We start from the raw sequence: 23,448 nt of genomic DNA on the forward strand, positions 1-23,448 counted from the left end.
TTATCCTCCCGCTGTCGTCATATTTATTAGCAAATGTACCAAGCCTACAAAAAATGCAGCCACCGTTCCGAACACGATAACCGAACCTGCTAGCTTGAACATATTGCCACCTACACCCAGCACCAGCCCCTCGCTTTTATGCTCTAGAGCCGCGGAACACATCGAATTGGCAAATCCAGTAACGGGTACCCCGGAACCAGCCCCAGCCCATTGCGCGAGTTTGTCATAAACACCCATGCAGGTCAAAATAACAGATAATAAAATCAGGATAGCCACCGTTGGATTACCGGCTGTTTCCTGAGTAAATCCGAAGCCATGAATGAATAACTCCATCAATGCTTGTCCAATTGTGCAAATGATTCCACCTACTAAAAAAGCGCGAAAGCAGTTTCGTGCAACCGGTCTTGGAGGCTCACTTTTCTTAGCAAGCTCTTGGTACTCCTGCTGTGTCCATGTTATTTTTTGCTTTGCCTTTGAAGCCATCTGAAGTCATCCCTTCTTTTTCTTGTGTAACGCTATTTTCTCCTATTCAGCGCTCAACCATGCACTAAGTCTTTTGGGCCGTTATGTAACTGCGTGAAATGTAGATGGAGGAACGGATGCTTACAAGCCAGCTTACTTATGAAAAGCTAGTTTGTTAGCATCCGCTTTAAGCAAACCCGAGTAGAACACTGGACTTTTGAAATTGAAGGACAGCTTCGGTATCGATTAAGCTTTCTTGGAAACTTCATGAGCCAAGGGGGCCTTTGGAACCACCTCTTTAAAGGTATTATGTTGAAATAATCTAAAACTATACTGGAAATGTAAGCAGTTGCAGCAGCTTCAAGAAATACCTCCACATGAACCGGCCAACACGAGGATCGGTCTCGCATAAGTAGGAGGGCAGTGCCTTAATTCCGAATTTTTATGCCGATAGCTCAGGTAGTTAAATCAAATCAAAGCTAATAACAGCATTGCCAATAAAATAAATAACACTAAAACAATAACAATTGCTGAATTATGCATAGGTGCTGACTCCCATTCTGCATGTTTTGTAAATGCTATATCCTATGTCTAAACCGTTGGGTTGGACTGTGCATCTGCCCAAACGTAATAAAAAGCAAAGGCGATTTCCTAGAGGGAAATCGCCTTTGCTTTTATGTTAGTAAGGAGAACACTCACATTCAGTTAGCTTTCTGCGCGTTCTCCAACGCTTTGGCATCAACTTGAAGCGTACTGCCGTTCTTCAACGTCAGCATACGTTCAATGATTGTAACCCCTTGGGCGCGATTGGTTGTCGCTTGCGGTGCAAGGCTTCCATTCTCTAACCCCTGCAGTATACCTGATTGCACCGCTGTTAGCATGGCAAACGGTTCCGTAACTGCCGTGTTCGCTGATTGAAGCTCTTTATGAGTCACGCGTACTGTGATCTTTGCCATTTCAGCGCGTGTGATTGGCCGATCCCAATCTGCTTGGGATTCATCCTGCCCGATATACCCTGCTTTCAACAGCGCATCGGCATAGGTTCTGTACCAAGCCTGATCGGCAGAAGGCGCAGTGACCGGCAGCTTAAGAGCGGCTGCCACAAGCTTGGCGAACTCGGCGCGCAGAACGATTCGTTCAGGTTGAAACGTGCCGTCCGGATAGCCGTCCACGTAGCCTTTATCCACCGCGGCGGAAATAGCCGCAGCGGCCCAATGTCCGGTCGCGTCACTAAAGGATGACGCGAACCCGGTCACAGCTGCAGGCACGGTACGGTTCTTGAACGTACCGTCGCCCAGCTGCCCGGACATATTGGCCCCCCATGTCCATACTGTACCATCCGCTGACATTGCAGCGGAATGGTTGCTTCCTGCGGCAATAGCTGAAGCGCCGCTAATGCCTTTCGCTTGAACCGCGCGCTGCCGGTTCATTGTCGTGTCATCGCCCAGCTGCCCGAAGGCGTTGGAGCCCCAAGCCCAAACCGTTCCGTCAGACTTAACGGCTAAGGAATGATAATTGCCTCCGGCAATGGCAACGGCATCCATCACATCAATGACTTGAACTGGCGTTGAAGTATTCGATGTGGAATCATTGCCCAGCTGTCCAAAAGCATTGTATCCCCAAGTCCAAACCGTACCATCGCTCTTAAGAGCCAATGAATGGTTTCTTCCTGCTGCAATGGCCTTCACATTGGTCAAATCTGTCAGCTGCACGGCACTCCTGCGCAGCGCAGTCGTACCGTCACCCAATTGGCCATTGCTATTATCGCCCCATGACCACACAGTACCATCACTAGCCAAAGCAAGAGCGTGATTATAACCTGCCGCGATAGCTTTAATCTTAAATAGTCCAGGTATTTCAACCGGTATCAGGCTTGGTTTGGAACTGCCATTAGCCAATTGGCCGAATGTGTTATCTCCTACAGCCCAAACCGTTCCATCCTTTTTCAACGCAACTGTGAACAGGTTGCCGCCTGCTATATCTGTCACATCGCTAAGCAATGGCGATGGGGCCGGTGTGTTTTTATTTGCTGTTGTAGTATCAATCAATTGGCCGCTAAGATTTAACCCCCAGCTCCAAACCGTACCGTCCTTCTTCAACACCAGCGCATGGCTGGTCCCTGCTGCTGCCACAGCAATTTGATCAGCAGCATCGACTGACGCGGGAGCATTCTTCGCACTGCCGGCACCTAATCCAAGCTGGCCGAATATATTTTCCCCCCACGTCCAGAGCTTATTGTTTTTCCATACAAGGTTAAAGCTATCCCCTGACGCAAGCGGCTTACTCGACATTGTATTGCTGTAGCTGCCCTCTGTTTGGTCTGGCGGACGAACAATCATCGAAAACCGCGGAACCAAGACCGGTAATATCCGATTTGTTGCCGCTCCGTCCCCCAACTGGCCCAGAGCACTGTTACCCCAAGTCCACAGAGTTCCATCGGGCTTTATAGCCATTGAATGAAAATGCCCGGTTCCAATGAGCGAAACATTTTTCATAATACTTACATCGACTATACTGTTTTTATAATCTCCTGTACCTAGCTGCCCGTAATTATTTAACCCCCAGCCGCTGACTGTGCCGTCTTTATGCTGAACAATCATGTGGGAGTTACCTGCAGCAACACTTACAGCATCCTTAAGGCCAACAACTGCTAATGCAAAATTACGATTATCTTCGTTTCCACTGCCAAGCTGACCCGAAACATTATAGCCCCATGTCCATACGGAGCCATCTTCCTTCAAGGCCACTGAGAAATTACTCCCGGCAGCAACTGTTTTCGTAGCGAAAGTAAAATTAACCCTAGTTGGTTTATTCGTCCGGGATGAAGTCTCCGCATCTCCAACTTGCCCATAGGTGTTATCCCCCCAAGCCAAAACATGATCGTCCGAAGCTATAGCAAGTGAATGATTGCCTCCAGCTGCTATTCCTTTTATTCCGGAAAACGATGTTAATTGATTCGGCTTCAGTCCATCATCGTAAGTACCGTTACCCAGTTGACCTTTAGAGTTATCTCCCCACGTAACGATGGTCCCATTACTTTTCAAAGCTATGGAGTGATTGTTACCAGCTGAGATTGCTATAACGTCACTAAGATATTCAATTTGAAAAGGTGTGGTCCGGTCCTCTAGAGTACCGTCCCCGATCTGCCCCTTTGAATTTTGGCCCCAAGCCCACACGGTTCCATCCTTGCGCAATGCAAGTGTGTGATTCATTCCTGCGGCAATTGCGGTTATATCAAATAATTCCTTAACCCGAGTAGGAACATAACGCTGCACATCCGTTCCAGTTCCCAGCTTTCCGTGAAGGCTATCGCCCCAAGTCCAAACGGAGCCATCGCTTTTCAATGCCACAGTATGGCTTAATCCGCCTGTAATTTGTGCATATCCAAAAGAAGGTATAACGGATGATACAGAAGAGTCCGTTTTGGCGGTAATTTCCTTAACCGCCTCCCCAGTGCTTGGGGAGGTTTCTGCATGTACAATGCTTGCAGCTAGCATCGCTTGGAGCAATAAAGCTAATGTGAGCCAGCATGCAAGCCATCTGCTGTTATTTTGTTTACGACGGTTCCGAGCCATAGTGCTTATCTCCTCCATCTGATTTTCGTCGATTGGTCCCCGCCTAACTATTGGTGTTAAACAACCTTTATTAATGGTCAGCTGGCAGGGCTGGAGGGGATTGCTTTTTCCATTTGCTTACCAATCTATCCTTAAGACCATCCATTAGCGTATAAACTACTGGTACAAGCAGCAATGTAATCATCGTTGAGAGCGTTAATCCGAACGCAACAACCGTAGCCATGGAAGCTTGAGCTTCAGCGCCTTCACCAAAACCAATAACAAGCGGCAGCATAGCCAGTACTGTAGTTGCAGTTGTCATCAATATCGGACGCAATCGAACCTTTCCTGCTTCTAATAATGCATCATAAAGAGTATAGCCTCGTTTTCGAAGCTGGTTGGTATAATCGACCAAAACAATGGCATTGTTGACCACTATCCCGACCAGCATGATCATTCCCATAACAGAGTTCATATTAATCGTACGGTTGGTCAGATAGAGACCCAGTATGGCTCCAATAAATGTTGGAGGCAGTGAGAACATGATAATAAAAGGTCCATACAAAGATTCAAACTGACTTGCCATAACCATGTAAACCAAGACTACTGAAAGTAAAAGCATAAAGTATAAACTAGAGAAAGCATTATTGGAGTCAGCCTGCGATCCAAGCGTGATGGTATATCCATCAGGAGGTTGAATCGTGGCAAGCCGAGCCTGTACTTCTGTGGAAACATCCCCAATTGGAGCGTTAAAAACTGAACCTTGGATGGTAGCTAGTCTTTGTTGGTTAATATGTCTGATTTGCGCAGGACCAGAGCCCGGCTCCACCTTAGCTATTGCATTCAATGGAATTTGCGCTCCAGATGCCGTAGTAATGACAACTTGATTCAAGTTTTCCAGGTTATTTGTAAACTCTGACGGATATTTAACAAGCACAGAAATCTGCGTATCGCCTGTCTTGAAGTTGGTTGCCACCGATCCCTGGTATGCGGTACGAATGGAAGTCATTACCTCTCGAACGGAAATGCCATAATAGCTGGCCGCTTCGCGGTCAATAGTCATATCGAATTCGGGAATGTTACGATCCAACGTATTCTGTACGTTCCTAAGTGTAGGAATGGCGCGCAGCTCTTCAGCAACCATATCACCCAACTTACTCAATACAGCCATGTCAGGACCGTTTAGGTTAACCTGAATATCTGCACCGCCACCGCCGCCAAGTCCTGGCAAACGAATAGAGGAACGAGCATTTACAGAAATTTGCGCCCCTGCGTTACCGGTGGTCAAATTACGAATTTGTTCCACAATTTGTTCAGTTTTCATCTTGCGTTCTGCTAGTGGCTTAAGGGTTACTTGAATATTAGCCGAGTTCGTTGAGGCGCTCTGGAAAGCTCCTCCTCCCCCGCCACCGACGGTGGTAAATATCGACTCAATGTCCGGGATATCCTTTATCAAACCCTCAACCTTTGTTGCAAGTGCATTAGTGATTTCAAACTTGGTACCCTGAGCCAAGCTCATATTAATATTAAGCTGTCCTTCATCGGTTTTGGGAGTAATCTCCGAACCGACAAATTTGGCGAGATACACACTGCCGCCTAGCATTCCGATAGTTAAAAGGATTATGATCCAGCGATGCCCCAAAGACCATTTGAGCAAACCGCCGTATATTCTTGTCAAATGATTCATCCCGCGTCCAAACCATACAGCAGGATTAAAGGATCTCCCTTCCGGAAGCGACTCATCATGAGAATGCTTCTTCAAAAGCTTAGCCGCAAGCATAGGTACTAGCGTGATAGCAGCAAACAATGCGGCTATATGCGAAAAGCTAACCGTTAGTGCCATAGGTACAAAGAAGTTTTTCACCAATCCGTTAATAAATAGAGTAGGTGCAAAAACGGCGATTTGTGCCAAAGCTGAAGCCATAACTGCGGTCCCGACCTCGGCCGTGCCTTGCTTGGCGGCTTCAACCGGTGATAAGCCTTCTTCTCGTTTCCGGAAAATACTTTCTAATACTACGACTGCAAAGTCAACGAGCGAGCCTAAACCTAAGGCAAGACCGCCCAGTGTAATCGTATTTATTGTCTGTCCGGAAAAGTACATCATGCTGAATGCGCTGATTACCGATATCGGAATAACAACTCCAATGATCAGAGTGGCACGAATACTGTTCAGGAACAGCATCAAGATAATGACCGAGAATACGCCACCGAGCAAAGTGTGCTCTATAACCGTATTAATCGAGCTTTTAATGAACTTGGACGAATCATTTAAGATTCCAAGCTTAACGCCTTCAGGTAAATTTTTCTCGATATCCACCATGGCTTTACGAATATTATCCGCAACCGAAACCGTATTCCCGTCAGATTGCTTAAGTATTGAAAGACCTACGCTTCGCTCTCCGTTACGGCGTGATTCGAATGTAATCTCTTGATAGGTGTCAATAATTTTTCCGAGCTCGCCAATTGGAATCGACTGCCCTCGAGATAGCGAAACTCTAACCTTTTCGATCTCAGATGTCGATTTAAAATCACCTTTAATCGTTAATGGAACGAGTTGTTCACCTTTATAAACAAGACCGGCATCGGTTGATTGATTATCATTGCTTAAAGCTGAAGTAACTTGATTGAACGTTAGTCCGTATTGTGTAAGCTTATTCTGATCAACTAGAAGCTGAATTTGGCGAACCCGGCCTCCTGTTACGCCAACTGATGCAACTCCGTTGGCACGCTGAACTGCAGGACTAACCACGTTATCCGCCAGATCGCGTAGTGTGATCAGATCTACACTGTTGCTATATAACGCCAAGTTTAGAATAGGCTGGCTGTTCGGGTCGGCACGAGAAACAACCGGAGCATCAGCGTCCGTTGGAAGCTGCCGCTTCACCCTATCTAACCGGTCTCGCATAGTCAAAGTTGCCTCACTGATATCCGTCCCAAAATTGAACTGCACCGTAACATTACTCGATCCCGTTCGTGAGGTTGATGAGACGGACTGCACATTGGCTATCGTTGCCATTGAAGCCTCGATTCGCTTGGTCACTTGACTTTCCACTTGTCCCGGTGACGCCCCAGGCCAGTTAACGCTTACGTTGGCAGTCGGGATTTCCATGTTCGGGTACAAATCAACCGGCAAAAGCGGTGCTGCGATCGAGCCTAAAATAACCAGCGCGATCATGAGCATAAAAATGGTAACGGGGCGGTTGACTGAAAAATTAGCTAAATTCACTGACCTCCACCTGCTCTCCCCGTTTGACCGGAGGCACCGCCATTTGCATTAGCAGGCTGACCGCCTTGGCCGCCCGCAGCGCCTTGCTGACCCTGACCTCCCTGACCACCTGAGGTACCTTGTTGTCCTTGTTGTCCTTGTTGCCCTTGCTGTCTTTGTCCACCCTGTTGACCCTGACCTTGGCCGCCTTGTTGTCCTTGGCCAGCACCTTGCTGACCCTGCGGTTTCTGAGCTTCCTGCCCCGGCTTAAGAACTTGAACCGCCGCTTTGTCAGACAGCAGCTCTTGCCCCTTAACGACAAGCTCATCACCCTCAGCTAATCCTTCTGTAATCTCGAACATTGCGCTTGTCAAAGTTCCGACTTTTACAGATACTTTCTTCACTCGTCCATCCTTCACGACAAATGCAGCATTTCCGCTCGGTTGGCTCAGAATAGCGTCAGCGGGAACCATGATCGCTTTACGACCTTCGCTTTTTAAGCTGGAGGTAGCAAACATCCCCGGGAGCAGCTCTTGATTCGGATCGTTTACTCTAATATCAACGCCGTAAGCTTTGGTCACTGCGTCCATCGTCGGACGAATCGCTAATACTACACCATCAAATGTTTTGTTTAATGTAGGCACATTAACTTTCATTTGCAAGCCTACTTTGATTTTACCGATATTGGCTTCTGATATGTTGACCGTCGCTTGCGTTGGATCTAACGCTGCAACGGACACAATGTTTGCTGCATTCGTAGCGTTCTGTCCTACTGGGGTATTAATCAGACTCACTACTCCATCAACCGGAGATAATAATACACCATCATTCAACTGCTCATTAAGAACTTGAAGGTTTGTCTGAGCTTGTTGGTATTGTGCACTGCTAACAGCAATTGCATCGGTTGACTTAGCCGTTACCAGCGCTTGCTCGGACTGCTCTACTTGCGCCTTGCTCACATTTAAGCTCAGCTCTTGAGTAGCCTGCGTATTCGCAAAAGATAGCTGATCCTTCTGCAACGTTTGCTGGTTGGTTTCCAAAATAACGGCAAGTGTATTTTGCGCATTGGCAAGAGAAATGGAATCGCGGTTTAGCTGTTCCTGCGAAATCTGTACGGTTTGTGAATTTTGTGCAGTCGTCAAGTCTCCCTGCGCCTTAAGCAAAGCAGCCGTAGCTGTAGTAAGCGAGCTTGGTGTAGTCTGCTGAGCCTGATCAAGAGCAAGTTGGGCCGACTGAACCTTCTGCAAAGCCGTATCTACGGCCGTATTATTGGAGCCTTGGGCAGCTTTCACGTTAGTGTAGTTAATGATAGCCTGCTCCAACTGCAGCTGCAGCGTATCCATTGAATTATGTGAATTGACTTGCGAGTTTTGAATGCTATCCTGCTGTGTATTTAAGGTATTTTGTGCATTAGCCAAATTAATACTGTATGTAGTAAGTGAATTATTAAAGTTTTGCTGAGAAATCGCCACCTGCTGCTTGGCGGTTGCAATTGCATTTTGTTGATCGTTGATCGCTTTATTGTAATTAGCTTGTGAAAGCGCGACCTGTTGTTTGGCAGCGGCAACTGCATTTTGTTGATCAGACATTGCTTTATCTAGATTGGCCCGTTGAATAGCAAGCTGTTTTTCAGCGGTAGCCGCACTGTTTGCTTGATCATTGGCCGTTCGCTGCAATTGAGCCGCGCTTACAGATAGGGCGCTCTCCGATTGAGCAATTTGCTGCAGTAAGGTGCTTGTGTCGATTCTGGCTAGTGGCTGCCCAACCTTAACCCGATCCCCAGGCTTCACCATGATTTCAGTTACTCTGCCTGTTACACGAGAAGAAATATTCGTTGTATATATCGGTGTTATAGCACCGGTAAACACTTGTCCCCCGCCCACATCCGCAAGCTTAACGATCTGTGTTTCTACAGGAAATTGTCTGGCCGCACCGGCTCCTGGTCTTTGAGCTGCGCCCGGTTGTGCTGTTTTTACCGCGCCTCCCCAATTGATAAATGTTGCCCCGACAACTGCGATAACCGCAATAATAGCAATGGCGGCAACCACCCATTTTTTGGATACATTCTGGATCCACCTGATCATTTCCATACCTCCATGTATTCTTGTCCGTCCATCATCCATGACTAAACGCTCCCAGAGGGAATGTTTTGTTCATATTTTATTGCAACGGATCCGGATGCTTGCTTGCTGATGCCCTAGCATAACATCAACTTAGCGCATATTCATGATGAAACTATGATATAAATGTAAAAAAAGTGTGAAAAAAATATAATAAACTAGGTCTATTTACCTAATTCAGGAAACCACTGCTCTAACTTTCATTTTTTATTTGTACATGACAAAAAAGAACCCCTTTCGGGGTCCTTTTGCGGTGAATTGATTTTTGTATTAAAGCCTCGAGCACCTTCCAAAAGGCAGGTCAGAAACCTTGTTCACTTTATTGCAGTACAGGTACTACCCTAACGTGTCTTTGGCACATCCCTCCGCTTCTATCTGGAGTCTAATACCATACTAATGGAATGTTTCGTTGAATCGTTCAACGGAACCACACCTCTCTTTTCACCGCTAATAATAGTATGTCCGCAACTTTCAATTTCATACACAGGCATTTACTTTTCTTTAATAATAACCATGGTTCCTAGAGGGATATGGCGGTATAGCCATTCTACATCCCTGTTATGCATGCGGACGCAGCCTGATGACGCGTAGCTTCCTATAGAGTAAGGGCGATTGGTTCCATGAATTCCGTACGTATACCCACCTGTCCCTTTAACGCTGATTCCCATCCATCTGGATCCCAAAGGATTCTTTGGATGACCACCAGGAATTTGTTTTCTCACATACCAGGGCTTAACGATTTTGGTTACAATATGGAACTCGCCTATTGGAGTCAGCTCTTTTCTGCGTCCCGTTGCAACTGGAAATCCGTACATGGCGCGGCCATTAACATATACGGTAAGCCAATTTCTCTTTTTATTAATTTCGATATACACCCCTTCTTCCTGAAGAGCCTCCAAAGGAATAGGAGCTTGGGAAGCGAATACAGCCTTCGAAGACGGTAAACATAGGAGTAGGCACATGATAAAAACAATCACTGCTTTTGGGATTTTCAATCCAATCATCCTTTACCTTTAATGCAAGCTTATTGTTCACTAAGTTAAAATATTTATGTGCAGCCGAAGGAAGAGAATTATTACAAAAACCAATAATTGACAATTAAAGAAATCATGCATATTATGTATTTATATATATACGAATATATATAATCTTATATATTATGGAGCTGATTAAACATTATGAAAACAAGACAAGATTCATTAACAGAGCTTATGAACCGTGAAGCTTTGGAGCTTCAGCTTAAGCAAACGATCAAATCAGATGAAGTTGTAGCTCTGGCCTTAATAGATGTCGATCATTTTATGGAAATCAACAATGAATTTGGACATGACACCGGAGATCATGTACTTCAAACTATTGCCGAACTATTGAAAGAAGCTGCAGGAGAGTATGCGTTTCGCGTATCAGGGGATGAATTTGGGATCATTCTGGTGGGAGAAAGTCTTGAGCAGGCATTTTTAAAAATGGAAAACGTCCGAGCAGGAATCTATGCAGCTCAAGACCGCTTTCAAATCCGATTGGACAACCCGCCCTTAATAAGCGTAACTATTGGCGTAGCCCAATTTCCAAGGGACTCCAAAGATGAACAATCATTAATGCGTACCGCAAATGCAGCTCTGATGGCTGCAAAAGAAGCCGGGAGAAATCAGGTTTCATTACCGCCTAATGAAGACATGATAATGAAAACTTGCTATTATCCCGCCACATTGGTGCGTCGTCTTAAAACATTAGCGGAAAAGTCAAAAAAGAAGGAATCCTTCTTATTTCGTGAAGCATTAACCGATTTGCTAAGGAAATACGATCGTATAGAGGAGTGAACTTACAATTCAACTTGTTGGATTCCGTTCCAGCCGAAACTAAACAAGCTCCCATGATATCCATCATAGGAGCTTGTTCCATTATAACCTAGAGTCTTACTTACTCGATAATAATCACCAGTATGTATCAGCTTCCTTGTTAATTTGCAGCTTTTGATACATTAATTCTGATACATTAACCTATACAGCGCCTAATTTTTTCAGGTTATTAAAGCTCGTTGCTAGGCATTCGAACGGATCGCGTCCGTAGCTTTGATCCTGCTCAACCGCAGCCCATTCAACACCAATTTCACGGCATGCATTTAAGATTGCCGGGAAATTCATGTTGCCTTCACCAACTTCAGCGAATAATTGTTCTCTGTTGGCAGTAACCGCCATATCCTTCAAATGCACAACTTTCATACGTCCATCAAACTTCCGAACCCATTCCACAGCATCACCGCCGCCGGCTTGTACCCAATAAACATCAAGCTCGAAATCAAAAGCACTTGGGTCAGATTCTTCCAACAAAATTTCCATTCCTGTTTTCCCATCGAATTTAGCAAACTCAAAGTTATGGTTATGATAAATGAATTTGAGTCCTGCAGCATCTAATTTTCTGCCAATTTCGGATGCTTGTTTAGCAAAGCTGATGTAGCCTTCCTTGCTATCTCGGTATTCATTAGGCATACCACCAAGTCCCACATATTTACAACCCCACAGCTGGTGCTTTTGAATTACCTCATCCAATCTCTCCGTTAGATCCTGATATGGAATATGAGTAGCGCAAATAGTCAATTGCTCACCATCAGCGAGATCTTTCAGTTCTTGATTTCCAATCGGACCTACTCCAGAAACTTGCACGGCGTCATATCCAATTTGCTTTACTTTCTTCAAAGATTCAGCTATGTTTTCAGGTGTTTTCAAAAAATCTCGAACGGTGTAAAGCTGTGCGGCAATTTTCATTTCATTCGCTCCTTTTAGGTGTTTACTTGTTAAAGCTGGTAATGGAAACACTTACATAGGCATTCCACTAAACTCTACCACACATGCCAAGCCATTTCACTGCACTATTGTTACAAAAAAAGCTGTCATATTGACCGCTCTTCCCGAAGGGTAATTCAGTTGACATCCGCATACTCCATAGATATAATCCATTCATAAATGCCATCCACGCATTGAAAGCGCTAGCATCAAACTTTATTGGTTATAGAAGGAGGATACTTGAAATGTCCAAGCATGAAATTGCAGTAATTCCTGGTGATGGCATAGGCAATGAGGTTGTCCCTGCCGCTCTTGATGTATTGAATACAGTGGCTGAAGTGCACGGAGGTATTACCTTCGAGTTTACGAATTTCCCTTGGAATTGCGATTATTATTTAAAGCATGGCCAAATGATGCCCGAGGACGGGTTGAATACATTACAGTCATTCGAGGCTATCTTCTTAGGCGCTGTCGGCGATCCTGCCAAGGTTGCAGATCATATTTCATTATGGGGATTACTCATTAAAATTCGCCGTGAGTTCGAGCAAGTGATTAACATCCGTCCGGCTAAATTTATCAATGGCATAGTATCCCCACTGACTAATCCTAATGATTTCGATCTTATCGTCGTACGTGAAAACAGTGAGGGCGAATACAGCGAAGTCGGAGGAAGAATCCATAAGGGCGAGGACCAGATTGCCATCCAGAATGCCATTTTTACTCGCAAAGGCACGGAAAGAGCAATCCGCTACGCATTTGAACTGGCCGCCAAACGTCGGGGACATGTGACAAGTGCTACGAAGTCGAACGGTATCTTCCATTCCATGCCTTTCTGGGATGAAGTTTTCACTGAGACTAGCCGTGACTATCCTGAAACCAGAACATCTTCTTATCATATCGATGCATTAGCTGCCTTTTTCGTTACTAAGCCTCATATCTTTGATGTTATTGTTGCCAGTAATTTATTCGGCGACATCCTGACTGATATCGGTGCAGCCATCATGGGCAGCATCGGCATTGCCCCGGCAGCCAACATCAATCTCAATGGGAAATATCCTTCCATGTTCGAACCCGTACATGGTTCTGCTCCAGACATATGCGGCAGAGGCATTGCCAATCCGACAGGTCAAATATGGACAGCCAAAATGATGCTCGACCATCTCGGTCAACAAGAGCTTGGACAAAAGGTTCTGACGGCAATGGAAGAAACGATATTGAGCGGCATTAAGACCCCAGATATTGGCGGAAATGCGTCAACAAAAGAAATGACCGAGGACATCTGCCGCAGATTGAAGAAGTAGTTAACAATTCCGTATTCCCCTAAGGAAAAAGAGGTTAATCCATAATTGGGATTAACCTCTTTTTCCTATTATATAATAGTCCAGCTACAGCATGCTGAAGCCAAGTCCACCGTCTACAGTCAACATTTGCCCTGTAATTTGACCTGCATTAGCGGAGCATAAGAAAACTACGGAATTGGCAATATCATCCTCTGTCTGTAATCTGCCTAACGGCATGACGGAAGAATGCTGTTCCGGCCAATCCTCGTCCTCTCCTTTTGCCCGCATGAGTGCCCTTTCACCATGAGAAGCTACCCAGCCCGGATGTACACCGTTTACTCGGATGTTATGCTTTGCTAATGCATGGGCTAAATTCCGAGTCAGCGTAACAACCCCTCCTTTGGAAATAGCGTAAGCAAACAGCTCCTCACCACCTATACTGGCATGAAGTGAACCCATATTTACAATGCATCCACCACCTTGCCTGATCATAACAGGAACCACAGCTTTACACATCAAATATACGCCTTTTAGATTAATGTCCATTATGCGGTCCCAGAAGGCCTCGTCGGTTTGGAGCAAATCCGCTCTTGGAAATATTCCAGCATTATTAACTACAATATCCAGCTTTCCAAACTGCTGTTCAGCCACACTAACCGCATTATTAACATCATTTTCCCTAGAGACGTCGCAATGTACGTAAGCGACCTCTTTTCCTTGACTCCGCCACTGCTCCATCAATTGCTCCCCGTCCGGGGAAACATCTGCAATAATAACCTTTGCTCCATTTTCCAGAAACTGTTTGACGATGGAGGCTCCGATCCCCCTGGCTCCACCGGTTACTAACGCTATCTTTCCATCAAAATTCAATTGAGTGGCTCCTTCCTTTTTACTTCCAACAAACTATCGTTTCGCCCGTCAAATAATCGGCTTGGGGGCCGCAGAGGAACATCACAATTTTGGACATATCCTCTGGTTGAGCAATCCGCTGAAGCTTGGAGAGGCCTTCTTCATTGTTGACTTTGCGAGTCGCCGAGAAGCGTGCTGTATAGGTGGGAGCAGGTGAAATACAATTTACATTCACATCATAAGGTCTCATCTGCTGGGCCAAGCTTCTCGTATAATGAGAAATACCCAGCTTCGCAGCAGCGTAAATCACTCCGGATGTGACCGGAACATGGCCTGCTATCGAGCCTACATTAACGATTTTACCACTGCCTCGCTCACGCATATGCTGGCCGACAAATTTGCATGTATACATAGTCGACAACAGATTACGCTCGACAACCGAGCGAATATCCTCGACACTAATATCCAATGAATCATTAGGCTCTGGCCGAGGTGTCTTGAAGCCGATGTCGCCACCGGCATTATTGATTAATATATCAATGCTGCCTAAGAATTCAATCGATTGCATGACCAATTGCTCGACCTGCACGGGATCAGCCAAATCGGCGGCGATAAACGCGGATTTTACACCTAAGGATGCTGCTTCCTCAGCTACTTGGTACCCGGACGCAGCTTCGCTAAATTCTGCAGATTTCGTTTCTGTTTCATCGTGAATAATGACATTCGCCCCTGCACGGGCTAAATCCATGGCATACTGTCTGCCGAGCCCCCGGCTAGAGCCGGTGACAAGCGCATTTTTACCTTTTAAATCCAAGATATTCATGACAGTCACCTCAACTTTTCACCAAATTTTCATTATCACGAAACTGCCGGATCAATGATTTCAAATAGGCTAGAGCCGTAACCATTTGCGATTGTTCGTAAGTGACTATCGATGCAGGAGACTCCCCTTTCTCGAACGGAGTTCTCCAATCGCCACTTGCTTTTGCATGGTTATGAACATAACGAAGCAAACATGTAAGCTGGCTTGCAGAACGCGCGGGATATTCCGTCCAGAAATCCTCTTCCAATACTCTAACGTTCCGTGCCTCCAATGCACCATGTTCCACCGACATCGTCATTTGCGGCGCAGCTTCCGAGTAGATACGGAACAGCTCAGGGAAATCAATCGCCCCTTGACCAAGAGGGCATCTAACCAGTCTATACCCTTCCTCATACCAATAAATCGTATAATCCTTTAAATGAACATTTTTCACATAAGGAGCTACACGACGGAAAAAATCATTAGGTTCTTCGGCCGTTGCCAGAGGATTTCCCGTATCGAGATTAATACCGAACCGTTGTGACCCAATCGTTTCGCACAGCCAGAGCAATTCTTCGGAAGCTAGATCCTGATGGTTTTCTACAGCCAAATTAACACCCGTCTGCTCCGCCGTTTCGGCAGCTTCCTGAAATGATGTAAGAAGCTGATCCAAAAAAGGCTTCCAGGTGCCGGCCATATGCCTCCGGTCACCTCCGAATTTGGCTCCGCCCACCACCGTCCGTACCGTTATCGCACCCACGCGTTTGGCAAGCAGCAGCGCTTCGCTCAATTGCTCAGGATCATAGCCTCCTGCGGCGATATTGATGAACATCCCTTTGGAGCGCGCGTAATCAGCCACTTCATCGGGATTATGTTCTTTTAAAAGTTGAAAAGGAATCTCAATGCCTTCCAGACCATGACCTTCCGTAACATCTATTAATTCTTTAGGCGTTATCGGCTTTTTGCCTGATTGCGGGTTGATACCCATATCATAAGTAGTCCCGTAAACCGTGAGTCCGTATTTCATTTGCTTCAGCCCTTTCTTTTTTAAGTTTCCAGAACATCCTCTCTTATTGCGCTGTCCAGCCTCCATCTATCACAATGGAAGAACCGGTCATAAAGCTGGAGGCTTCTGAAGCCAAATATATGATTAGTCCGGTCAGCTCATCTGGATTGCCCCAACGTTTCAATGCAAGGTGATCGAGGAAAAATTGGTTGGCCTCCGGATTATTTATAACTACCTGGTTTAATTCGGTAGCGAACGGTCCTGGACAAACAGCATTGGCCGTAATGTTGTGTTCGGCCCATTCCAGTGCCATAACCTTGGTCAGCTGAATCAATCCACCTTTACTTGAGCAATAGGCAGAGCGTTCTGCCAGCGCAATAGTCCCCATCATGGATGACAAATTAATAATTCTTCCGTATTGCTGCTTGATCATATAAGGAACCACGGCCTTGGCGCACAGGAAGGGTGCTTTCAGATTAGTGTTAAGCACTAGATCCCAGCTATCTTCGTCATAATCAAGAATCGGCTTACGGATATTAATTCCCGCATTGTTGATCAGAATATCGATGCGGCCCAAAGCCTGAGCTGTTTCTTCCGCCATACGGCGAGCCTGCCCGCCGTCCGTAACATCAACGGCTACACCGATGGCTTGACCGCCGGTTTCCTCACGGATCCGCCTCGCGCCTTCCGCTGCTTTGGCTTCATCCCGGCTTGTAACAGCAACTATTGCCCCAGCTTCCGCAAGGGCCTTCGCAAATGCAAACCCCAATCCCTGGCATCCGCCAGTAATCAAGGCAACCCTGCCGTCTAATTTGAACCTATCCAAGCTCATTTTCTTCCTCCTTAGAGTTTCGCTTTAGCGATACTTACATCGCAAGCGTTACTGAGTTTCGCTTTAGCGAAACTTGCATCGTAAGCCTTACTGAGTTTCGCTTTAGCGGAACTTACATCGTGCGTTACTGTATTTTTACACCTCAATATTTCGCTCCCCCATCGGCAAGCCCGCCAATCACGAAAGATTGTGCTCCAAGATATAAAACAGCAGCCGGGATGGTAGCAATAACCGACGAGCTCATGAGCAGCCCCCAAATAAACGTGTCGGAAAACTTAAAGCTTGCAATTCCTATCGTAGCGGTCTGCTGACTTGGACTCGTCGTAACGACCAACGCATATAGAAATTCGTTCCAAGACATAGTGAAAGCAAAGGTTGCGACAACAGCAATTCCAGGTGCAGCAATGGGAAGAATGATCTTCCATAGTGTTTGCAGCCGGTTACAGCCATCGATCAGTGCCGCCTCCTCCAACGATTTGGGAATCGCTTTGAAGTAGCTGAGCAGCATATAACAACAATAAGGTACGATAAAGGTTGGATAAATAATAAGTAAACCGAACTTGTTATCAGCAAAACCGAGCTTGCTAACAAGAACGTACATCGGAATAAACAACACAGCCGCCGGCATGAGATAGCAGATGATAATGCTCTTCGTCAGAAAATTCCTTCCTCGAAAGCGCAGCCGAGTTAGACTGTAAGAACCGAAAATACTAATCACCAACGAAACCAATGTGGCCAAACCGGACACATACAAGCTATTTTTCATATTGCCCATAAATTCCGTTTCCTTGAATAAATCCGAATAGTGCTTAGTCGTAATTTCTGTTGGGATTAATCTTGGTTTGGCATCGTACATTTGATCATTTGGCGTAAATGAGGTCTTAACCATCCAATAGACTGGAAACAGCGTCCAAATCAAACCAACAACTACTATAAAATAAATCAAAACTTGCTTTCGAATAGCACGCGCTTGGGATGCTTTCATAACCATTGCCACCTCTCCTCAATCCTCCTTATTCAGTTTGCGTGTCATAAGGAACATCAAGACTAGCAAAATGGGAATTATTGATCCTGCCACACTGAGTGATTTACCCATATTATTTTGAAGGAATGCAACTTCATAGGTGTATACAGAAATTACCGCAGAGTTGTATAATGGGCCGCCGCCTGTGATCAAGAAAATGTTCTCAAAATCATTGAAGGTCCATATCGACGATAGCATAGTGGTGATGACAATTACCGAGCTGATAGAAGGAATTGTGATGGAAAAGAACTGCCGAATCGTCCCCGCTCCATCAATCTTTGCGGCCTCATACAGCTGTCTGTCAATGGTTTGCAAGCCTCCAAGAATGCTGAATAGGAAGAAAGGAATGCCGCGCCAAATATTTACGATAATAACCGAAACCAGTGCAATATTGGCCCCGCTCAACCAAGCAACCGGCGAGTCTATCAGCCCTATATCCAACAGTACTTTATTGATGATTCCAAAAGTATCGTTATACATCCATTTCCATGTGAGCGCTGCTACCATTCCAGAAATAGCCCAAGGAACAAGGAACAACACGCGGACAATCGATCTGCCGAAAAACTGCTGGTTAACGGTCAATGCGAATATCATCCCAATTGCTAGCTTAAAGAAGACATCCGTTACAAAATAAACAAAGGTATTTTTTAATACTTTCCAATAGATGGGGTCAGAGAAAATTTCGCGATAGTTATCAAAGCCGATAAAATGGGCCTCAGCACCCACCGTTTTATCAGTTAGGCTCAGGTATAACGCATTGATAAAAGGAATGCCGATCACCACAAAGATGATGATGACGATCGGCATAACGGACGTATACCCCAAAGCCAGTTCACTCTTTCGATTCGATTGAAGCATGCTTTCACCTGCCCTTGGAAGAGTACGTCGATGTAAGGTTGCAGTGTGTTATTTTTTCTCGTAGATTTTCTTAAATTCTTTTTCCATTTCATCCAAGGCTTTTTGCGGGTCCATCTTGTTGACGACAATTTTTTGCACGCCTTTGGAAAGAATATTTTCGCTGACTGCCTGGGATGCACGTGCATCCGGTGGGCCTGGATCCCCCAATGGCACTATGTTTCTCGTTGCATCGAACCAGCTTTTATTTTCTGGCTTTTGCCAAAACTCCGTATTTTCAAGACCGTTCAACACGGGTCCCGCTAGTCCATTGAGCTTCTCTAGCAATTTTCCGTAATAAGCTTTATCGAAGAAATACTTGATGTATTGCTTGGCAGCTTCCGTATTTTTGGCTTTGTTGAACATGATGAAAACCGTACCTCCGCCTGAACCAAACTGTCTTTTAGGACCAGCAGGCCATGGCATTATTAAGGTTTTCTCAAGCAACTCAGGTTTATCTTTCTTCATTGCTGCGTATATGCTGCTGGAGTTAAATACGATTCCCGCCTGTCCAGCCAGCCACAGGTTGTTGTTGAAAGCATCATCACCGGTAATTCCGCCTTGAGGAGACAAGTTTTCTGCAAAAAAGCTGGCGTCATATTTGATAGCCTCCAAAGCCTCCGGTGTATTGATGGTGACCTTGCCCTCTTTATTGATGATATCGGTACCGAAGGTTCTGATCAGATTGTTGATCCGGCCATCGGAATCACCACCCCCGCCAAGCTGAAATCCAAGACCATAGAAGTTGTTTTTGGGATCATTGATAGCTTTCGCCACGTTTTTAACGTCTTCCCACGTTTTGGGCGGTGCCAATTTCTTTTCCTCCAGCTTATCCTTTCGGACATACATAACGTTAGGACTGTGATAAACGGGAACCTCGAACAAACCTTCCATAGCAAAAGCATATTTCTTGGAATCTTCCCTGAAATCAAACTGCTTTAATATGTCCGAAATATCCATCAGCTGATTGTTGCCTACAAATTGTTTGGCCACAAAGTCGTCGGCTAATAACAAATCGGGCGGGTTACCTGCTTCAACGGCTGCCAGCAGCTTCGTTTTTACATCAGCCGGCGGAATCGCCACATATTCCACATCGACATTAAATTCCTTGGAGAATTGTGCAACCCGTTCTTTCTGGAAGTCGTTGTAATCCTTCACGTACTCCGATTTATCCCAAAAAACGAATTTACCCTTCTTGGGCTCCGGCTTGGCATCCGGTTTAACTTCCGCAGGCTGTGCCGGTTTCGTATTCCCGCTATCCTTAGCGCTTGGAGCCGGAGTGTTGGCCCCTCCCGAACTACAGGCACTTGCAAAAATCAACCCCAACATAAGCGTCACTGACAATGTTTTCTTATACATATTTGCCCTCCTTAGAGTTTTCGTAAGAAAACTTGCATCGTAAGCGTAAACTTCGAGTATTCGTAAGAAAGCTTGCTGAATATTAAACGTTCAGTTCCTCTTCAGCCGCCCATTCATATGCCAACCGCGGCACCTGTGTAGCCAGCTTTCCTCCGCTGATGTCGATCATCGTGCCGGTAATATAGACGGCATAATCGGAAGCCAGAAAACATATCAAATGGGCTATTTCTGCTTTATTGCCCCAACGTCGCAAGGAAAGATTATCTAACAGCTCCTTCTGCTCTTGTGGAGAACGATCTGCAAATCGATTCATATCGGTTGGGATAACCCCTGGTGCATAACAGTTAACCGTAATGTTCCAGGGACCGAGCTCACCGGCCAGCACACGGGTAAAATGTACAACCCCCGCTTTGGAGGTGGCATAGGCTGAACCTCCCAAACTCGGGATAATCGCCGCAAATGAGGCTGCGTTTATGATGCGTCCTGATTTCTGCTTTTTCATAATCGGAAGCACGGCTTTGCACATTAGAAAGGTGCCCTTTAGATTTACATCGAGGTTGAGATCCCAGATCTCCTCCGACAGAGACTCTACTTGTCCTCCACTTGCTACTCCAGCGTTGTTAACCAGAATGTCGATACGTCCATACCTGTGTTCTGCTTCCTGAACCACCCTCTCGATCTGAGAGAAATCGCGAATGTCGCATACCTGCTGGAACCCTTCAAAGTCATTTTCAGCAAACTCTTGATTCAATGCAGTCAAATGATCCGGATTCACATCGATGGCGATCGTTTTCACTCCTTCCCTCGCCAAGGTGAGCGCAATCTCTCGTCCGATTCCCCGACCCGCGCCTGTAACAAGAGCAACCTTCCCATGCAGATCAATGAGCAACTGTATCCCCCCTCTAAATAATCGAACATTTAATACCATTTACTATTTGTAAGCCCTTACATTTTTCTTTTTTCAAAAAGATTTGCACTCAACTGAATGTTAATAAAAATTTGGCCACATTTCCCGGACCTGTGATCAGCCTGTCAAAGCATTGCTGTCCATCCTCTAATGGAGCATGAGCAAGCCACGGAAAGAGGTTAACCCGTCCCTCTTCAATCCATTGCAGAGCTGTTTCAAAATCAACTGCATTATAAGCAAAAGCTCCCTTCATAGCTATTTCATTACGTATTAATGAATTAACTTGAAAGTTACTGGTGTCCTCGTGCAGCCCAGTAAAAATTACACGACCACCCGGTTTAACATTGTCTATACACTGCATACGCGTGATCTCTAGCCCAACAGCATCAACAGCTGCATCGAAGACCCCACTTCCTTGCTGAAGAAGGATATCAAGCTGTACAGCAGTCACTGCTCCCAATTGTGAAGCAATTTCCAGTCGCTGCTCATTGATATCGATAACAGCGATGTTCTTTAATCCGTATACTTGTGCGGCTAACAGGGTGAATAATCCGATAGGTCCTGCGCCAACAATCAACAAACGATCCGTGGGTGTAAGCTGCAAAAGTCTGCAAACGTGTACGGCACAGGCAAATGGTTCCGTTAATGCTCCGCTATCAAAGCTTACAGAATCCTTTAGCAAATATACATTCTTCTCCACAACGGTCACATACTCCGCGAATGCCCCCGGAAGATGCGCACCGAGCAGTTTACGATGCCGGCATATTTGTGAAGAACCGGTTATACAATCACGGCAGATTCCACAAGTTATAAGCGGGTTCACCGTAACCCGGTCACCAGCGTTAAATCGGCTTACTTTAGCTCCTTTTTGTACAATGGTTCCAGAAAATTCATGTCCCATTATGAGAGGAGGCTTGCGTAGGGAATTATGTCCCAAATAACCACTGAGCTCCGAACCGCATATACCGACCCGTTCTACGCGGATTAACACCTCATCCTCTTCAGGCACCGGAATGGGCTGGTTACGGATGGTTAACACCTTCGGCCCCTCGTATATTAATACTTTCATCCTATCTCCTCCGGTCGCTGCTCAATTTACCATCAGCCATTCCCTTCCCTCTTCTCCCAGCCTTGCTTGAATAAAGGGATCCAGTTACCGGTGTGATATGGATGCTGTGCCATTAACTCGAGATTTAAATCCACACCTAGTCCGGGTCGTTCCGGGGGCTGGAGATATCCTTCTTCTATTTTAAAAAGCGGTGTCAATACTTCTTCCTCCCAAGGCTCATTAAACTCGTCAAATATTTCGTGCAAATAAAAGTTAGGAGTTGCCATATTGAGATGAGAGCAGACCACTGAGCATATGGGGCCTTGAGCACTGTGAGGAGCAATGACGCCATTATGCGCATGAACCATCCCGCAAATTTGCTTCGATGCTGAAATACCAAGAAATTGTGGTTCCAATTGGATAATATGCACCGCGTCGTGCTTAAGCAGCTCAGCGAACTGTTCTCTGCAATAATAATCCTCACCGCATGCTATAGGAATAGGACTGCGCTTAGCAACCTCGACCATGGAGGATATATGCTGCGGAGGAACAGGAGCCTCGAACCATGCTGGATTATAAGGCAGCATCGCTTCTGCGAATTGCAAAGCTGTATGAACGCTAAACCGGTTATGACCCTCTATGAGGATATCTACATCCTGACCAACGGCATCCCGCACTGCTTCGATAATGTTTAGAGCAAGCTCGAAGTCTTTACGCTCCACTGTGCGCCAAGCCGAACCGAACGGATCGAATTTCAGAGCTGTATATCCTTTTTCCACGACTGTTTTAGCTTTTTCATAAAAGTTCTCAGGTGTTCGCGGTCCGCGGTACCAGCCGTTAGCATAGCAGCGAAGCTTCTCATGGCAGCGGCCGCCGAGCAGCTTATATAACGGTTGATTCGTTGCTTTGCCGATAATATCCCAGCAAGCGGTTTCAATTGCGGCTAACGCTGAGCCTTGAATTTGTCCGCCATCCGAATAGACGTCACGAATCATTCTCAGCGTTATCGCTTCTACATCAAATGCGCTCATCCCTATGTATAAATGCTTAAGCTCGTGTATACAGGCTTCCACTGTCTTAGCAAAGCCATTCAATGTGCCTTCTCCGATGCCGTAAATGCCCTCTTCCGTATGCAGCTTGACAAACAACCAATTTTTCCATGGATTACCGACGATATACGTTTCAACATCGGTGATCTTCATCAGGCAGCAGTCCTCCTTATTTCTAATATAGAAATTAAGTTTCTACTTACAAATTTTACTATAAATAACGAACACCATTTCGTCAATATAAATATGACTTGACTTGGATTTTTTTATAAAATAA

Annotated in this window: 18 protein-coding genes; 2 read left to right on the top strand and 16 right to left on the bottom strand. The window is 45.6% G+C overall.

Annotated features, from left to right (window positions below):
• The 5 genes from spoVAC to GC093_RS20390 all read right to left on the bottom strand — a co-directional run bounded on the left by spoVAC (window position 1) and on the right by GC093_RS20390 (window position 10,336).
• Entirely contained in the window at window positions 1-483 is a 483-nt protein-coding gene (gene spoVAC / locus GC093_RS20370) for a stage V sporulation protein AC (RefSeq protein ID WP_171653712.1), read from the bottom strand.
• A gap of 680 nt (window positions 484-1,163) precedes the next feature.
• Window positions 1,164-4,037, bottom strand: coding sequence for an RCC1 domain-containing protein (locus GC093_RS20375; RefSeq protein WP_171653713.1), 2,874 nt, complete (start codon window positions 4,035-4,037; stop codon window positions 1,164-1,166).
• Between the two features lie 70 nt (window positions 4,038-4,107).
• Window positions 4,108-7,242, bottom strand: coding sequence for an efflux RND transporter permease subunit (locus GC093_RS20380; protein ID WP_171653714.1), 3,135 nt, complete (start codon window positions 7,240-7,242; stop codon window positions 4,108-4,110).
• Entirely contained in the window at window positions 7,239-9,305 is a 2,067-nt protein-coding gene (locus tag GC093_RS20385) for an efflux RND transporter periplasmic adaptor subunit (protein WP_171653715.1), read from the bottom strand. The genes GC093_RS20380 and GC093_RS20385 overlap by 4 nt, the downstream gene beginning before the upstream one ends.
• Before the next feature lie 527 nt (window positions 9,306-9,832).
• Window positions 9,833-10,336, bottom strand: coding sequence for a L,D-transpeptidase (locus GC093_RS20390; RefSeq protein ID WP_376768666.1), 504 nt, complete (start codon window positions 10,334-10,336; stop codon window positions 9,833-9,835).
• Window positions 10,337-10,519: 183 nt separating this feature from the next.
• On the opposite strand from GC093_RS20390, the gene GC093_RS20395 reads away from it, so the two are divergent.
• Entirely contained in the window at window positions 10,520-11,158 is a 639-nt protein-coding gene (locus GC093_RS20395; RefSeq protein WP_171653717.1) for a GGDEF domain-containing protein, read from the top strand.
• 180 nt (window positions 11,159-11,338) lie between these two features.
• On the opposite strand, the gene GC093_RS20400 is transcribed toward GC093_RS20395, so the two are convergent.
• Complete coding sequence (locus GC093_RS20400) at window positions 11,339-12,103, bottom strand: sugar phosphate isomerase/epimerase family protein (RefSeq protein WP_171653718.1); 765 nt, start codon at window positions 12,101-12,103, stop codon at window positions 11,339-11,341.
• 263 nt (window positions 12,104-12,366) lie between these two features.
• Here GC093_RS20400 and GC093_RS20405 point away from each other — a divergent pair, with 263 nt between their 5' ends.
• The gene (locus GC093_RS20405) at window positions 12,367-13,422 is read left to right on the top strand and encodes a tartrate dehydrogenase (RefSeq protein WP_171653719.1); all 1,056 of its coding nucleotides are present in this window, start codon (window positions 12,367-12,369) and stop codon (window positions 13,420-13,422) included.
• An 84-nt stretch (window positions 13,423-13,506) separates the two neighbouring features.
• Here GC093_RS20405 and GC093_RS20410 read toward each other — a convergent pair whose 3' ends face one another.
• From GC093_RS20410 to GC093_RS20455, 10 genes are all read right to left on the bottom strand, one after another.
• Window positions 13,507-14,271 carry an SDR family NAD(P)-dependent oxidoreductase gene (locus tag GC093_RS20410; RefSeq protein WP_171653720.1) on the bottom strand — a complete coding sequence of 255 codons (765 nt, stop codon included), beginning with the start codon at window positions 14,269-14,271 and terminating at the stop codon, window positions 13,507-13,509.
• A 19-nt stretch (window positions 14,272-14,290) separates the two neighbouring features.
• Window positions 14,291-15,073, bottom strand: a complete 783-nt coding sequence (locus GC093_RS20415) for an SDR family NAD(P)-dependent oxidoreductase (RefSeq protein ID WP_171653721.1) — start codon at window positions 15,071-15,073, stop codon at window positions 14,291-14,293.
• 10 nt (window positions 15,074-15,083) lie between these two features.
• A complete protein-coding gene (locus GC093_RS20420) occupies window positions 15,084-16,079 on the bottom strand; it encodes a sugar phosphate isomerase/epimerase family protein (RefSeq protein WP_171653722.1) in 996 nt (331 codons plus the stop codon).
• 43 nt (window positions 16,080-16,122) lie between these two features.
• Window positions 16,123-16,890 (bottom strand): SDR family NAD(P)-dependent oxidoreductase, encoded by a 768-nt coding sequence (locus GC093_RS20425; RefSeq protein WP_171653723.1) that lies wholly within the window; start codon window positions 16,888-16,890, stop codon window positions 16,123-16,125.
• Between the two features lie 142 nt (window positions 16,891-17,032).
• Entirely contained in the window at window positions 17,033-17,875 is an 843-nt protein-coding gene (locus GC093_RS20430; protein ID WP_216624709.1) for a carbohydrate ABC transporter permease, read from the bottom strand.
• Window positions 17,876-17,893: 18 nt separating this feature from the next.
• A complete protein-coding gene (locus GC093_RS20435) occupies window positions 17,894-18,772 on the bottom strand; it encodes a carbohydrate ABC transporter permease (protein ID WP_171653724.1) in 879 nt (292 codons plus the stop codon).
• A gap of 48 nt (window positions 18,773-18,820) precedes the next feature.
• A complete protein-coding gene (locus GC093_RS20440; RefSeq protein ID WP_171653725.1) occupies window positions 18,821-20,167 on the bottom strand; it encodes an ABC transporter substrate-binding protein in 1,347 nt (448 codons plus the stop codon).
• 82 nt (window positions 20,168-20,249) lie between these two features.
• Window positions 20,250-21,056, bottom strand: a complete 807-nt coding sequence (locus GC093_RS20445) for an SDR family NAD(P)-dependent oxidoreductase (protein WP_171653726.1) — start codon at window positions 21,054-21,056, stop codon at window positions 20,250-20,252.
• 88 nt (window positions 21,057-21,144) lie between these two features.
• Window positions 21,145-22,143, bottom strand: coding sequence for a zinc-dependent alcohol dehydrogenase (locus tag GC093_RS20450; RefSeq protein WP_171653727.1), 999 nt, complete (start codon window positions 22,141-22,143; stop codon window positions 21,145-21,147).
• Between the two features lie 32 nt (window positions 22,144-22,175).
• Entirely contained in the window at window positions 22,176-23,324 is a 1,149-nt protein-coding gene (locus GC093_RS20455) for a mandelate racemase/muconate lactonizing enzyme family protein (protein ID WP_171653728.1), read from the bottom strand.
• Window positions 23,325-23,448 lie beyond the last annotated feature (124 nt).

Source organism: Paenibacillus foliorum, assembly GCF_013141765.1.
GTDB lineage: Bacteria > Bacillota > Bacilli > Paenibacillales > NBRC-103111 > Paenibacillus_S > Paenibacillus_S foliorum.